Below are 14,853 nucleotides of genomic sequence, written 5' to 3'. Positions count from 1 at the left end.
GGCTATGCTTGAGAAGGCACTATACGGAAGTAAAGGCTATTATGTATGGATATTGTTGCTGCTTGGTCTCATTGGGTTGGGCTCTATTGCCTACTACACACAGCTCACGCAGGGGCTGAAGATAACCGGTATGAGCCGGGATGTCTCGTGGGGTTTTTATATCGCCCAGTTTACCTATCTGGTTGGCGTGGCCGCCTCGGCAGTGATGTTGGTTTTGCCTTACTACTTCCATCACTACAAGGCGTTTAGCAAGATGATTATTTTAGGCGAGTTTATGGCCATTTCCGCGGTGAGCATGTGTATGCTTTTCATCGTCGTGGACCTTGGCCAGCCGCAGCGTCTTTTGAATGTCATCCTGCACCCCACACCCAATTCAATCCTGTTCTGGGATATGGTTGTTTTGAATGGGTATCTCTTTCTGAATATCATCATAGGTTGGACTACACTCCAGGCGGAACGCAAAGGCGTAGCGCCGGCCTCGTGGATAAAGCCCCTTGTGTATCTTTCTGTAATCTGGGCCTTCAGCATCCACACCGTGACGGCCTTCCTCTACGCCGGTATCCCAGGCAGACACTACTGGCTTACCGCTATTATGGCTGCACGGTTCCTGGCCTCGGCGTTTTGTTCCGGGCCTGCGATACTTCTTCTGCTGTCCCTGCTGCTGAGAAGGTTGACAAAGTACGATCCCGGGAAAGAGGCGATCCAATCATTGGCAAAGATTATCACCTATGCCATGTGTGTTAACGTCTTCTTTTTTGGACTTGAACTATTCACTGCCTTCTACAGCAATATCCCGGGGCATATGCATTCATTTGAATACCTTTTCCACGGCCTGGAAGGGCACAATCTCTTGGTCCCCTTTATGTGGGCTGCTGTAGTGATGGCCTTTGGTTCCTTGGTCTTACTGATTCCGCCTGCCTTCCGGAACAACGAGAATATATTGATCCCGGCTCTTCTTATGCTGGTTGGCGCGAGCTGGATTGACAAAGGACTGGCCTTGCTGGTGGCCGGGTTTGTTCCGAATATGTTTGAAAGGGTGACAGAGTATGCACCGACGATCCCGGAACTGGCGGTTTCTATGATGGTGTATGCGACCGGCGCGCTGATATTAACTGTTCTCTGGAAGGTGGCTGTCTCGGTCAAGAAAGAGATAGCTTAGAAACTTTTTAGGTAAAGTTCATATAGTTTAAGGTGGGTTAGTGAGGGCTCATTCTGTTATGGAATGAGCCCTTTTATAATTTTCCAGAAAAGCCTTTATATTAGCCGCTAAAGAGGGATTTATCCCCTTGACCGAGGCGATTTCTTCAACTGAAGCCCCTTTCAGTTTTTCTACGCTGCCGAAATGTATAAGTAATCTTTTTCTGAGCACACTGCCGACCCCCGGGATCTCATCCAAAAGCGACCGGGTTAAACCCCTTTTGCGCAACTTGTGGTGGTATTCTATGGCGAACCGGTGGGCCTCATCCCGAATGCGTTGCAGGTAAAGGAGGAGCGGGGAGCTTTTTCCCCATAGAACGGGATTCTTACGTTCCGGGAGATATACTTTGTCTGTTTCGTCCTTTTTCCCCTTGGCCAGAGCGACCAGGTCCACGCGGCCACTACAGCCCAAGTCTTTCGATGCCTGCCTGGCCACGTTAAGCTGGCCTTTCCCGCCATCTATGAGCAGCATATTCGGCCATGAATCTTCCTCTTTGGCCCGGATCAGACGTCGTGAAACCACCTCGCGCATCATGGCGTAATCATCCGGCTGTTCCGATAGTTTTATTTTATACCGGCGGTAGAAGTTCCGATCAGGGGAGCCATTGACAAATGCTACCAGTGAACCCACGGCCATTTTTCCGCCGATATTGGATATATCGAGGCCCTCGATGCGTTCGGGGTAATACCTGAGGCCCAGTTTTTCCTGCAACAGTGTCAGGAGATTATGGATATCCCCTTCCTCCTTTAGTTTTTGGCGGAGGGAACCCTCGGCGTTTTTCATGGCCAGCAGCAAGAGTCGATGCCTGTCTCCTCTTTGGGGTATCAGGATCGATACCTTTTTTCCCGTCTTTTCCCCGAGCCAGGAGGCGATCACCGCTTGGTCTTCCATGTCCAGCGGTATAAGAATTTCCCCGGGTATGTATTTTCCCTCACCATAAAACTGCCTTAGAAAATGGGATAATATCTCTTCGTTTGTCGCTGGCGCTTCCCGGAAAGGAAAGGTTTTATGGCCAATCACGGCCCCGTTACGGACGAAAAGGATGGATATCTGGACAGACCTGTCCTGCCGATATAGCCCGATGACATCCTGGTCAACAAGGCGTGTGGAGGTCACGGATTGCTTTTCTAAAGTCCGTTTTATGGCTGATAAGCGATCCCGATAAAGGGCGGCCTTTTCATATTCCAGGCGGTCGGCGAGGGCCTGCATCTCTTTTTCGAAGATTTTTACGAGGTCCTGGAGTTGCCCGCGAAAGAACAAAACGACCTGGTCAACCAGTTTTCGATATTCTTCTCCCGAAATCAGACCAACGCAAGGGGCCGCGCAGCGTTTGATCTGGTAATTGAGACAGGGGCGGGTACGTGATTTAAATACGATGTCACCACAACGGCGCAGCGGGAAGATATGCTGCAGGGAGCGCAGTGTCTCACGCACGGACGCGGCGGAGGAAAACGGGCCAAAGTACATAGCGCCATCATCGGCCAGGCGCCGGACAACGGTAATGCGGGGGAACTTCTGACAAGGGTCGAGACGCAGCGAAAGATAGTTTTTGTCATCGCGTAAAACTACATTGTATCGAGGCCGGTGTTTTTTAATCAGGTTGCATTCCAGGATGAGGGCCTCTTTCTCGTTCTCCGTCAGGATAATCTCGATAGAGGCGGTCCGGGTGAACAGGGCCTCCGTCCTGGTCTCCTGTTCCCGTCTTTTTTGAAAATATGAAGCGAGCCTTTTTCTTAAGTCTTTGGCCTTTCCCACATAAAGGACGTGGTCTTTCGTATCCTTGAACAGATACACGCCTGTTCCGTGGGAAATAGTAGAAAGAATATCCTCACTTAACGCCATGTCAATTCCTGTTGTCTGAGGGCGCGTACGCGGTCACGCAGTTCTGTAGCCCGCTCGAATTCCAGGTCCCTGGCGGCGTGCTTCATCTCTTTCTCCAGGGATTCTATGCGCCGGACGATGTCTTCAACGGTTAAAAACGCCTCTGTTTCTTCTGCGGCCACGGGCACCGTGTAGTAGTCAGCCTCATAAACCGAGGTAAGGACATCCCTTATGGATTTCTTGATAGTGGTCGGGGTGATATGGTGCCGGCGGTTATATCCGGCCTGCAGCTTCCGCCTGCGTTCGGTCTCTTCTAACGCCCGCATAATAGCCGTGGTCATATGATCGGCGTAGAAAATAACCTCGCCGTGTATGTTCCGGGCGGCCCGGCCACAGGTCTGAATCAGGGAACGCTCCGAACGTAAAAAGCCTTCTTTGTCCGCGTCCAGGATGGCTACCAGCGAGACCTCCGGTATATCCAGACCCTCCCTGAGGAGGTTAATGCCAATGAGGATATCAAAGACTCCGAGGCGCAGGTCCCGTATAATTTTTGTTCTTTCCAAGGTGGCAATATCGGAATGGAGATACTTTACCCTGAGCCCCAGCTCTGCATAATATTCGGCCAGGTCTTCGGCCATACGTTTGGTAAGTGTAGTTACGAGGACCCGTTCCTTTCGTTTAAGGCGTTTTCTTATTTCCTCCAGGAGATCATCGACCTGGCTTACTGCCGGTTTCACTGTAACTTTGGGATCAACCAGACCGGTAGGCCGGATGACCTGTTCGGCTATATGGCCGTCCGCCTTTTTAAGTTCGTGGGGGCCGGGTGTGGCGGAGACGTAAATTACCTGCCTTATGTGTTGTTCAAACTCGGCGAAGTTCAGTGGCCGATTATCCAGGGCCGAGGGCAGACGAAAGCCGTATCCCACCAGGGTTTCTTTGCGGGAGCGGTCTCCCCGGTACATGGCCTGAAGCTGAGGGATGGTGATGTGACTTTCGTCGATAAATAGGAGAAAATCTTCCGGGAAATAAGACAGGAGGGTGGGTGGAGATTCTCCGGGTCTTCGGCCGGTCAGGTGGCGTGAATAATTTTCTATGCCGTGGCAGTAACCAAGCTCCTGCAGCATCTCCAGGTCAAAATTGGCGCGCTCCTCAATGCGCTGGGCCTCTACCAGACTTCCTTGATCCCTGAGAAAATTGATCCTTTCCGTTAATTCTGCCTTTATGCTCTCGATGGCCTGCAGCAAGCGGGGGCGTGTGGTCACATAGTGGCTGCCAGGGTATATGAGCGCCTCTTTCATAGTCCTTCTGACTACCCCACGTAACGGGTCTATTTCCTTAATGGCCTCGATGGTATCGCCAAAGTATTCGACGCGGATGGCACGGTCCTCTTCACAGGAAGGGAATATCTCCACGATGTCGCCGCGTACACGAAAGGTCCCCCGGTGAAAATCTATGTCATTTCGCTCATAAAGCATGGCGACCAGAGCCCGCAGGAGTTCTTCCCGGCCAAGTTCCTGTCCTTCAACGAGGGCCAGGTGCATGCTGCGATATTCATCGGGAGAGCCGAGGCCATATATACAGGATACACTGGCCACGATGATTATGTCCCGCCTCTGCAGGAGGGAACTGGTTGCGGAATGGCGCAGGCGGTCTATGGCGTCGTTTATAGAGGCGTCTTTGGCGATATAGGTATCGGTCTGCGGTATATAGGCCTCCGGCTGATAATAGTCATAATAGCTGACGAAGTACTCCACAGCGTTTTCGGGAAAAAGCTGTTTGAATTCATTGAAGAGTTGGGCGGCCAGGGTCTTATTTGGGGCTATAACAAGGGCGGGCCGCTCTGTCCGGGCAATGACGTGGGCCATGGTAAAGGTCTTGCCGGAACCGGTAACACCGAGGAGTACCTGGTGCTTGTGGCCTTTCTGCAGGGAACGGGTGAGGGCCTCAATGGCCTTAGGCTGGTCGCCTAGCGGCTTGAAGTCTGAAACCAGATTAAATAAGGACACTTACTCCTTTATCTCCCAGGTTGTTCCCTGTGGGTTGTCTTTGAGAATTATATTGGCCCCGGCCAACTTTTTGCGGATAGTATCGGCGGCAGCCCAGTCTTTCTTTGTGCGGGCCTCTTCCCTTTGGCGTATGAGATCGCTGATCTCTTTTTCCGGGAGGGGGATTTTTCTCAGTTTTTCTGTCCGTCGTTTCTCCAGATAGACCCTGGGCTCGGTAGCGAAGAGATCCAGTACCTGCCCCACTTCCCTGATGGCCGAGGCGGCGGACCCGATAGCGTCCAGACAGGCCCGGGCTGGCTCCTTTTTGCTGATCTGCAAGAGGGTGTTTATCCCTTTTGCCGCATCAAAGATATGGCCCAGGCCCTGGGCCGTATTAAAGTCATCGTCCATGGCCTGGTAAAATAGTTTTTTAAGGTCTTTGATCCGGGCACAGGCGGCTTCTGCCTCAGGCGGCAGCGAAACTCCTGTCGCAGATGCGCCGGGGCGTATAGCCGGAGGGGCGGCGGTGATTTCCAGGGCCTCACCTAATGTAGCGTATATTCGATCCAGGCTGACCTGTTTCTCCCGGATAAAGTCTTCGGAGTAATCCAGGGGGCTGCGGTAATGTTTGGAGAGTAAAAACAGGCGCAGGGCCTCAGGATGGTAACCGGACAGTATCTCTTTTATAGTCAAGAAGTTGCCAAGGGATTTGGACATCTTTTCACCATTTATGGTCACAAATCCGTTGTGCACAAAATAGTGTACAAATGGTTTTCCAGTGGCGGCCACGGACTGAGCTACCTCATTTTCATGATGCGGAAAGATGAGGTCCTGTCCCCCTCCATGAATATCGAAGGTCTCCCCCAGGTAGCGGATACTCATGGCCGAGCATTCTATGTGCCATCCGGGCCGGCCCGGCCCCCAGGGGCTTTCCCAGGCGGGTTCGCCCGGCTTGCCGGCTTTCCAGAGGGCAAAGTCCATGGGATGGTGTTTTCGGGGGTCAATTTCTACTCTGGCGCCGGCCTGCATCTCTTCCGGGCTGCGATGGGAAAGCCGTCCGTAACCAGGGAACTTTTCCACAGAGAAGAAGACATTACCTTCAGCCGCATACGCATACCCTTTGCTTACCAGGGTCTCAATCAAACGGATGATATCCTGGATATGCTCGGTGGCCTTTGGTTCCACGTCCGGCCGGGCCACGCCCAGGCTCTCCATATCCCGGTGGAATTCCCCGGTATAGTGTTCGGAAAGCTCCTTACAGGAGACTCCCTTTTCTCTGGCCCGGTTGATGATCTTATCATCTATATCGGTAATGTTTTGTACGTGAGTCACCTTAAATCCACGGTGGCGCAGGTAGCGAATGATGACATCAAAAACTACGGCCGCGCGGGCATGGCCCAAATGGCAATCATCATAAGCAGTAATACCGCAGACGTAGATACCGACCTGGTTATCCCGCAGAGGCTTAAAGACTTCCTTTTGACTGCTAAATGAGTTGTATAATCTAAGCGTCATATTATCTCTCTTTTTCAGGCGCTCGCGGGGTTTTGTCCAAGGAGAACCACGGCAAAAGCAGCCATACCCTCTCCCTGCCCTGTAAACCCCAGTCCTTCAGTGGTGGTGGCCTTTATGTTTACGCAAAGAGGGGATATTTTCAAGACTGAGCTGATATTCTGTACCATTTGCGGGATAACTTTTTGAATCCTTGGCCTTTCTGCCACGAGGGTCAAGTCTGCATTGAGCACACAAAGGCACTTGCGTTCGATAATACGCATGACTTCTTCTAATAAGTACATACTGGAACTATCTTTATAACGCAGGTCGTCATCCGGAAAGTGACGTCCGATATCACCCTCGCAGGCGGCGCCCAGTAAGGCATCACACAGGGCATGGATAAGGACATCAGCGTCAGAGTGGCCCAACAACCCCTTTTCAAAGGGTATTTCCACACCACCGATCACCAGTCTTCGGCCCTCTACCAAGCGGTGTACGTCGTAGCCAAAACCTACCCTATGTGCTGTCTCCATATCTGTATCTCAGCAATATCTCCACTAATTTTAGATCGGCAGGCGTGGTTACCTTTATATTGGTGGAAGCCCCCTTGATTATATAGACCGGCGCTTCCAGCCTTTCTACGAGCGAGGCCTCATCCGTACCATAGAAATTATCTTTTTGGGCCTCTGTAAACGCCCTTCTTAAGAGTTCAACACGGAAGGCCTGCGGCGTCTGCGCCTGCCATATAAGACTTCTTTCTACCGTTCTTAGAATGCGCCCGTCGGCCGAAACCTGCTTCAACGTATCATTCGCCGGCATAGCGGCAATGGCTGCCCCTTTTTCTTTGGCCAATTCTATGACTTCTTTAATAGTATCCTCATTGACCAGCGGCCGCACCCCGTCATGCACAACGACTATTTTGTATTTTTCAGGTATAGCCCGCAGCCCGTTACTTACAGACTGTTGTCTGGTTTTTCCACCGGCCACCACTTTCCATAGTTTTTTAAATTCACCCTTAGTCTGGAATAGTTCCCGGCCGATTTTAACCATATCCGGGGGGAGCACTAAGATGATATTATCAATACCCGGACAGTTTTCAAAGACCTTGATTGTATGCCAGAGAAGAGATTTCCCAAGGACAGGCAAAAATTGTTTGGCGACGGTTGCGCCTATCCGCACTCCTTTGCCTGCTGCAGTTATTATAGCTATGGCGCTCATTTTTCACAAAGGGAGGAGAAACACTTCCTCCTTTGGGAAAGGGGATTGAGGAGGATTTTGGATCTTATAGTGCCTTGTCTAGGCATATTTTTCAAAAGCTAAGGTGTTATGGAAAAACAAGTTAGAGTAGGCTGTAAGCCGAGTTCTGTTATCCACCTGAGGTGGACGATGGTCATTCCTCTACGACGTCAATTGCTTGACGCCTCTAGCAACCAACCCGGGAACCTCGGACGGGCCGCCCTCAAACGTCCCCCTATTTGGTTTTGCTCCAGGTGGGGTTTGCCTAGCTCCCGGTGTCACCACCGGGACGGTGAGCTCTTACCTCGCCTTTTCACCCTTATCACGCCAGAGGCGGACGGTATATTTTCTGTGGCACTTTCCTTGAGGTCACCCCCAGTCCGCGTTACGGACCACCTTGCCCTCTGGAGCTCGGACTTTCCTCTTATCCCCTCGCTTTGCAGGAGAGGACGAGCGACCACCCTGCCTACTCTAACTATGTCACTATAAAAATAGCACAGTTAACCAATTTATTCAATAAGATCCATTGCCGGATGTGCGTTAGAGTTGGAGAGAAGAGACGTAACCGTTCACCGTTGTCCGTTCATCGTTCACCGAAAAAGACGTTTTCGTGCTTTTCACAGACAACGGTGGCCGAATAACGGAAAATACTTCACCGTTACCATGCGGAGTTTTTCACGTTTTTTGAGGGGCGACGGTTGTCGGAACATACGGTTCCCATTGACTATTCACCGAAAAAAAGCTTTTCAGGTTCTTACTGACAACGGTGAACTGATAACGGTGAACGGATACGAAGAAACTATCCTTTTTCGTTTGCTGCCTTAGGGACATCCTGGTAGTAAATTATGCGTTGGCAGCTTGGGCAGTATATCATCTTTTTTTCCTTAAGCAGCTCATTATACAATTGTGGCGGGATATTCATGTGACATCCCAGACACACGGCATTTAGGACACCCACTACGGCCAGGCCGTTTCTCTTGCTTCTCAAAAAATCATAGCGTTTGAGGAGCTCCTCCGGTATGTCTTTGACCATTGTTTTCCTGTTTACTTCAAATTTAGCCAATTCTTTGTCATATTTATGAAAAAGCGAATCCAATTTCCCTTTTTCGATGGTTAGCTCTTCCCTGATTTTGCTTAGCTCTTCTTGTTTTTCTTTGATTTCCTTTTCCAGCCGTTCTATATCTTCCATGACGGCTACGATTTCATCTTCCCGTTTGCGATTCGCCTTTTTAATTTCCTCTATTTCTTTTAAGAGGGCCTGGTATTCCCTGTTTGTCTTTATCGCCATTAACTTGCCCTGGCATTTTTTGAGATGAGCTATTTCGTCTTCTAACTCTGTTTCCTTTCCTTTTTTCTTTTGTTTTAATTCCTCTTGTGTTCCCAGGACAGCTTTTAAGTCTTCTTCTTGTTCTTTTGCCTTTTTTTCGATATGGCGCAACCCTTTTGGGCCTTCCTCCTTTTTGTCCTGAATGTGTTTTACTTCCAGATCAACGGCCTGGAGCTTGATGAGCAATTTTACCTCTTGTTGCAATGTGGTTTCCTCCAATCATTTTATTAACTGTAAAGGACTTTTTTCTGCTCGGTCTTCTATTATGTCAACTTTTAGGCCCTGTTTTTCCAGCCTCTTGCGTATTAATCGGGCCAGGGCCATCATACCAAATTTTTCAGAATGGAAATGGCCAATGTCCAGGGCACAGAAGTCGAGTTCTTCCGCCATACGGGCATGGCTATGCTTTAGTTCGGCGGTTATATACAGGTCTGCGCCTGATTTGTAGGCCTTTTCTATAAATTGAGAACCACTTCCGCCGCATACGGCTACCTTGCGTACCATGGCCGGGGCCTTACCGGCCATCTGTAGATATGGTAACTGTAAGTCGGTCTTTATTTTGGTAATAAATTGCTTGAAGGTTATGGATGTCTTAAATGTGCCGATGCAGCCGTAACCTAGAGGGACGAGTTTGTTATGGGCCGGGGGCGGCGTTTCCTCTTCCTTAAGGATATGTATATCTTTTAAGGCCAACCTTTCTATCAAGGCGGTGCTGACCCCATCCGGGGCCATGTCCAGGTTGGTGTGAGCGGAATATATAGAGATATTTTTACGTATAGCCCGGGTTATGATCTTACCGGTTGAAGTTTCAAGAGATAGCTGACGGAGCGGGTGAAAGAAAAGAGGATGGTGGGTTATTATGAGCTGGGCATTGGCCTTGATGGCCCGTTCCAGGACCGAGGCGGTCGGATCAACCGCCGTAAAGATCGCGCTGACCGTCTGTCTCAATGACCCTATCTGCAGGCCGGCATTGTCCCACTCCTCAGCCCAGGCGGAGGGAGCAATTTCCTCAATGATATTTATTATGTCTTGTATTAAGGCCATAGGCAACGTTTCAATAAAGACGGCTTCGTAAAAAGTCCATTTGCTGTGTTGCGCGCCTTGCAACGGAAGCTTTTTACTGTGCCGTCTATTTTACGAGTTCATCAATAAAAAAGGTGCATCCTGCCGATGATGCACCCTTTCTATGAACTTTTTTAAGGTTCATACGGACATAAAGATATCTTTTCAGGTGTTACATAGGGATTTTTTAGCATGAAACAAAATAATGGGCCCACCTGGGTTCGAACCAGGGACCTACCGGTTATGAGCCGGTGGCTCTTCCAGCTGAGCTATGGGCCCCCCAAAGTGTCTTCTAATTAAAAGGTTAATCACCCCTTGTCAAGAAAAAATGGTCTAATTTTCAATAAATCCCTTCAATTGTTTGCTCCGGCTAGGGTGACGTAATTTGCGCAATGCCTTGGCTTCAATCTGACGGATACGTTCCCGGGTTACAGTAAAATCCTGCCCCACTTCCTCTAAGGTGTGGTCGGTCTGCTCTCCAATCCCAAAACGCATACGTAAGACCTTTTCTTCTCGTGGAGTGAGTGTGGACAGAACCTTTCGGGTTTGTTCTATCAGACCCATGTTGACTACTGCCTCCAGGGGTATAGCTGTTTTCTTGTCCTCTATGAAGTCCCCGAGATGACTGTCTTCTTCATCCCCGATGGGAGTTTCCAGCGATATGGGCTCCTTGGCGATTTTTAGTATCTTACGCACCTTATCCACGGGGAAGTCCATCCTTTCCGCAATCTCCTCTGGAGTTGGTTCGCGGCCCAGCTCTTGCACGAGATATCGGGAAGTGCGAATCAGCTTGTTAATAGTTTCTATCATATGCACCGGGATGCGTATGGTCCGCGCCTGGTCAGCAATAGCCCGGTTGATGGCCTGCCGTATCCACCATGTGGCGTATGTGCTGAATTTATAGCCCCGCTGATATTCAAACTTTTCTACAGCCTTCATCAGGCCAATATTACCTTCTTGAATCAAGTCGAGAAATTGCAGACCGCGGTTAGTGTACTTTTTAGCTATGCTTACTACCAGTCTCAGGTTGGCCCTTATCAATTCATTCTTGGCATATTGAGTTTTTTGGCCCCCTTTTTCTATTTGGAAGACTAGTCTTTTCAGAGTGGTTGAACTTATCTTAGCCTCGGATTCGATGTACCGAATTTTCTTCAGGGAGATGGCGAGGGTGACAATCGTTTCTCGAAGATTGGAGGGTTTTATTTTGAGGGCCTTGGCTAGATTACTGTTTTTCTCAGGGGTTAAGGGCTTTCCTAATAGTCTTTTTATATCGCTAATGGGAATACTTAGAATTTTTCTACATTTCTTGACCGTTTCTTCTGTTTTGGCCAGTTGATTAGCCATGCCGGAGAGCTTGCCAATGATTCTGTCGAGCTGATTTTGTTCTAATTTGATTTCCTTAAGGAGCCTTATGATATCGAGTTTATTCTTTATAAGTTTTCTTTTGAGGCGTTTTTTATAATCAGAACCCTCGGTAGTAACCAGCAACTCATCTTTTATTTTTTTATTTTCTTTATTAATTCGTCCAACAGTCTCGATCAGACTGATCACTTTTTGTTCGCGCTGGATATTTTCCATTTCATCTGAGTTTTCTTCATCCAGATCCTTTACTATATCCCGGAGTTTAACCCGTCCCTTTTTTAGTTTTTCTCCCAGGCTAAGAATTTCTTGCAGTCCAAACGGTGTTTCCAGGATGGCGGCCATGATTTCCCGCTCACCCTGTTCGATCTTTTTGGCCAGTTCCACTTCCCCATCGCGACTTAGTAATGAGACCAGACCCATTTCTCGCAGGTATATCTTGACCGGGTCTGATATCTCGGTAATGATTTCTGAATCGACGGTTACGTCATCACGGTCTGACTCCTGGTCGGATACAAACGTCTTTTTAGCATCTACGCCCGCCTTGGCATTTTCCACGACACCGATCTCTATCTCCTCAAAGGGGATAACAGTGTCTTCTAATTGCCCTGAACCTATGACGCCTTCCGGTAGTTTTTCGCTATAGCAGTAACGTCCCTCTTCGTTTATAGAAAGCAACTCTCGCAGGTCTTCCATCTCTACCTCTTTGCCCATATGGTTTTTCTCCTTAACTACTTGATTAATCATCCCTTATGCCGGACCAAAAGCTTTTTATGCTCTTCCATGAGTTCCTTGGCCGCATTGTTGGCGATACCATATTGTTTTTTTCTTTCTGCATCTTTGATTTGTCCAAGTAGCATTTTTGTCTGACGCTGCAGTTCCCGCCCGTGGACCTTAGTTAGAAGATCCTGTACGACTGATTCCACCTCGGTTCCGGTGTATGTTGGGGCATCGAGCATAATGGCTGTGATCTTGCTTTCCATAGCAGGATCTTTAACCCTCGCCAGCAATTGTCTGGCATCGACCGCATCGTCTTCTTCAAATATACTTTTCAGGTGAGTAAAGATGTACTTAAGCCCTTCATCTTTAAAGAGATCTTCCCCCCTCCTTTCTTTTAAAAAAATTGGTAGATATTGCGGATAAGACAGCAGGATTTCTATAATCGTTTTCTCCAGGTATAAATCAGCATTTCCGGTCACCGGCTTTATATTTATGAGCGCCTGTTGAGTTTCCATATCCGCATTCCAGCGCAGCGCTTTTTCAATAAGCCCTTCGGTTATTTTCAGGCTATCGGCTATCTCGGCTATGTAGAGGGATCGTTTGATGGGGTCGGTTATGTCCTGGATAGCCGGTCTTATCTCCCGGAGAATTTGTGCCTTGCCCTCCAGAGACTGTCCCCATTTTTGAGTAAGTTTGTCCAACAAAAATTTAGTCAAGGGGATGGCTTTATCCGCCAGATGTTCAAGTTGTTCAACACCATGGGCGCGAATAAAGGTGTCCGGGTCATGACCGCTGGGCAATATCAAGACCTTAGCGGAGGCCCCTTCTTTTAGGAAGAGAGGGATGCTCCGCAGGGCGGCATTGACGCCGGCCTGATCAGAGTCAAAGAGGATTATGAACTCTTCGGCATAGCCTTTTAAGATCCGGATATGAGTTGGGGTCAGGGCTGTTCCCAGCGTAGCCACGACATTTTTTATGCCATAGGCGTAGAGAGATAAAAAGTCAAAATAGCCCTCCACGATGAATCCACGGCCTTTATGTCTGAATTCATTCCTGGCCAGATAAAGGCCGTAGAGGGAATTTCCTTTATGATAGACAGGTGTTTCCGGTGAATTGAGATATTTGGGCAGGGTATCGTCCAGGACGCGGCCTCCAAAGGCAATAACTCTTCCTGCGACATCGAAGATAGGGAAGATTATGCGATTACGGAAACGATCATAATATCCCCCGTTTTTTTTCTGTATAACCAATCCGGCCTCTTCTGCCAGAGGGAGAGGGTGATTATGCCGGGTTAACTGGCGGCAAAGACCGTCCCAGTTCGGCAGTGCGTAGCCAAGGCCGAATAAGGCGGTTAGATCAGGGGAGAACCCCCTCTTTTCCAGATAGGCCGTGGCCGGTTTGGCCTCCGGGTGATTATTGAGAATGTAAGTATAGTAGGCCGCGGCTTTTTCGTTTAGGTTATAAATTAGTTCTGTTTTGTCTGTTTCATTTCGTTTATGTGGGGAGGTCCGGATATCAGGGAGGGGGATTTGATATTGTTTGGCCAGGTCTCGCACTGCCTGCACAAAGGATATGCTGTGGTATCGCATTAGAAAGCTAAAGACATTGCCTCCGATGCCGCAGCCGAAACAATGAAAGATTTGTTTTTCTTCGCTTACGCTGAAAGAGGGGGTCTTCTCAGAATGGAACGGACAAAGTCCCTGATAATTGCGGCCGACTTTTTTTAGAGATACATAGTTACTGATGACTTCAACTATGTTGGCCGTATTCCCGATTTCGTCGATTTTACTGTCCGGTAATAGCGCCATCAAGCAACCATCCTATAGTTAATAGCTACCCGGCGGGCGTAATAATCGAAGCAAGATGACGCAGAAAAGCAGATAGGGTTGACAATCAAAAATGCCCCATGCTTCCCCGGCTTGTGTGGGCGGGAAACACACTGGAATAAAAACAAATTTGAGACGCCTTTTATTTGTGTTGACTTTCTCATTATGTATGGGCCGGTATAGGAGGCCTTTTAATAATCAGAGAGAAAACCAACTTTATACGGCGAACAAGATAATACAGAAAGACAGCAAAACAAACCCTTAGACTTTAATGCCTGTTAAATCCCTTGACAGGCCATCTTCGTGGTCTCGGTTGTGCCTGTAATAATGTTAATGACTTTTTGTCGGTCAACTTATGATATGTCTCACCCCCTTTATTTGCGGGGTGAGAACTCTTAATGCATTACAAGTATAAAATAGATTGGGCGGATATTCGCGCTTTAAGACAAACTTCCTGTCGGCTTAATGGTTCCAGCAAAGAGTATTATCTCTCTACGTACCTGCGCGTCTTCTTTAACGCCCTTTTTTTCGCGGCCAATATTTTCTTTTTTCGTTTAATACTAGGCTTTTCGTAGTGTTCCCTTTTACGAATTTCGGATAATATGCCAGCCTTCTCGCATTGCTTTTTAAAACGCTTTAGGGCAAATTCAAAGGACTCATCTGTTTTAACTCTGATGCCCGGCATCCAGCTTCCCCTCCCCCCAACACCAAGTACCCAAAAAACATAACCACCACTCCCTGTCTATAATTGTATAGTGAATAATATTAATCTAGCAGGGTAATTTAACACTCGATACACAAAAGTCAAGTATTTTGGCCATGAAA

The 14,853-nt window shown here is 48.5% G+C and carries 11 protein-coding genes, 1 tRNA gene and 1 other RNA gene; 1 reads left to right on the top strand and 12 read right to left on the bottom strand.

The features are described 5' to 3' along the window. The first annotated feature begins 4 nt into the window (after nt 1-4). Complete coding sequence (gene nrfD / locus PHT49_07335) at nt 5-1,159, top strand: polysulfide reductase NrfD (GenBank protein ID MDD5451689.1); 1,155 nt, start codon at nt 5-7, stop codon at nt 1,157-1,159. Nucleotides 1,160-1,207: 48 nt separating this feature from the next. Here nrfD and uvrC read toward each other — a convergent pair whose 3' ends face one another. The 12 genes from uvrC to rpsU form a co-directional block, all read right to left on the bottom strand. After that, nucleotides 1,208-3,040: an excinuclease ABC subunit UvrC gene (uvrC, locus tag PHT49_07330; GenBank protein MDD5451688.1), complete on the bottom strand. Its 1,833-nt coding sequence runs from the start codon at nt 3,038-3,040 to the stop codon at nt 1,208-1,210. Continuing rightward, the gene (uvrB, locus tag PHT49_07325) at nt 3,031-5,025 is read right to left on the bottom strand and encodes an excinuclease ABC subunit UvrB (GenBank protein ID MDD5451687.1); all 1,995 of its coding nucleotides are present in this window, start codon (nt 5,023-5,025) and stop codon (nt 3,031-3,033) included. The genes uvrC and uvrB overlap by 10 nt, the downstream gene beginning before the upstream one ends. Beyond that, nucleotides 5,026-6,519: a cysteine--tRNA ligase gene (cysS, locus tag PHT49_07320; protein MDD5451686.1), complete on the bottom strand. Its 1,494-nt coding sequence runs from the start codon at nt 6,517-6,519 to the stop codon at nt 5,026-5,028. A 14-nt stretch (nt 6,520-6,533) separates the two neighbouring features. Beyond that, a complete protein-coding gene (gene ispF, locus PHT49_07315; GenBank protein ID MDD5451685.1) occupies nt 6,534-7,031 on the bottom strand; it encodes a 2-C-methyl-D-erythritol 2,4-cyclodiphosphate synthase in 498 nt (165 codons plus the stop codon). Then, nucleotides 7,015-7,716: a 2-C-methyl-D-erythritol 4-phosphate cytidylyltransferase gene (ispD, locus tag PHT49_07310; protein ID MDD5451684.1), complete on the bottom strand. Its 702-nt coding sequence runs from the start codon at nt 7,714-7,716 to the stop codon at nt 7,015-7,017. The genes ispF and ispD overlap by 17 nt, the downstream gene beginning before the upstream one ends. 119 nt (nt 7,717-7,835) lie before the next feature. Then, nucleotides 7,836-8,207, bottom strand: an RNA gene (gene rnpB, locus PHT49_07305) — RNase P RNA component class A. A gap of 326 nt (nt 8,208-8,533) precedes the next feature. Beyond that, nucleotides 8,534-9,265 carry a C4-type zinc ribbon domain-containing protein gene (locus tag PHT49_07300; protein MDD5451683.1) on the bottom strand — a complete coding sequence of 244 codons (732 nt, stop codon included), beginning with the start codon at nt 9,263-9,265 and terminating at the stop codon, nt 8,534-8,536. A 15-nt stretch (nt 9,266-9,280) separates the two neighbouring features. Further along, nucleotides 9,281-10,105 carry a Nif3-like dinuclear metal center hexameric protein gene (locus PHT49_07295; GenBank protein MDD5451682.1) on the bottom strand — a complete coding sequence of 275 codons (825 nt, stop codon included), beginning with the start codon at nt 10,103-10,105 and terminating at the stop codon, nt 9,281-9,283. A gap of 224 nt (nt 10,106-10,329) precedes the next feature. Beyond that, nucleotides 10,330-10,402: transfer RNA gene (locus PHT49_07290), tRNA-Ile, on the bottom strand. 54 nt (nt 10,403-10,456) lie between these two features. Then, nucleotides 10,457-12,196 carry an RNA polymerase sigma factor RpoD gene (gene rpoD / locus PHT49_07285; protein MDD5451681.1) on the bottom strand — a complete coding sequence of 580 codons (1,740 nt, stop codon included), beginning with the start codon at nt 12,194-12,196 and terminating at the stop codon, nt 10,457-10,459. 29 nt (nt 12,197-12,225) lie between these two features. Then, nucleotides 12,226-14,010 carry a DNA primase gene (gene dnaG, locus PHT49_07280; GenBank protein ID MDD5451680.1) on the bottom strand — a complete coding sequence of 595 codons (1,785 nt, stop codon included), beginning with the start codon at nt 14,008-14,010 and terminating at the stop codon, nt 12,226-12,228. Nucleotides 14,011-14,512: 502 nt separating this feature from the next. After that, nucleotides 14,513-14,713 carry a 30S ribosomal protein S21 gene (gene rpsU, locus PHT49_07275; protein ID MDD5451679.1) on the bottom strand — a complete coding sequence of 67 codons (201 nt, stop codon included), beginning with the start codon at nt 14,711-14,713 and terminating at the stop codon, nt 14,513-14,515. Between the last annotated feature and the right edge of the window lie 140 nt (nt 14,714-14,853).

It is taken from the genome of Desulfovibrionales bacterium, from assembly GCA_028715605.1.
Lineage (GTDB): Bacteria > Desulfobacterota > QYQD01 > QYQD01 > QYQD01 > QYQD01.
This window is presented reverse-complemented; position numbering and strand designations above follow the sequence as displayed.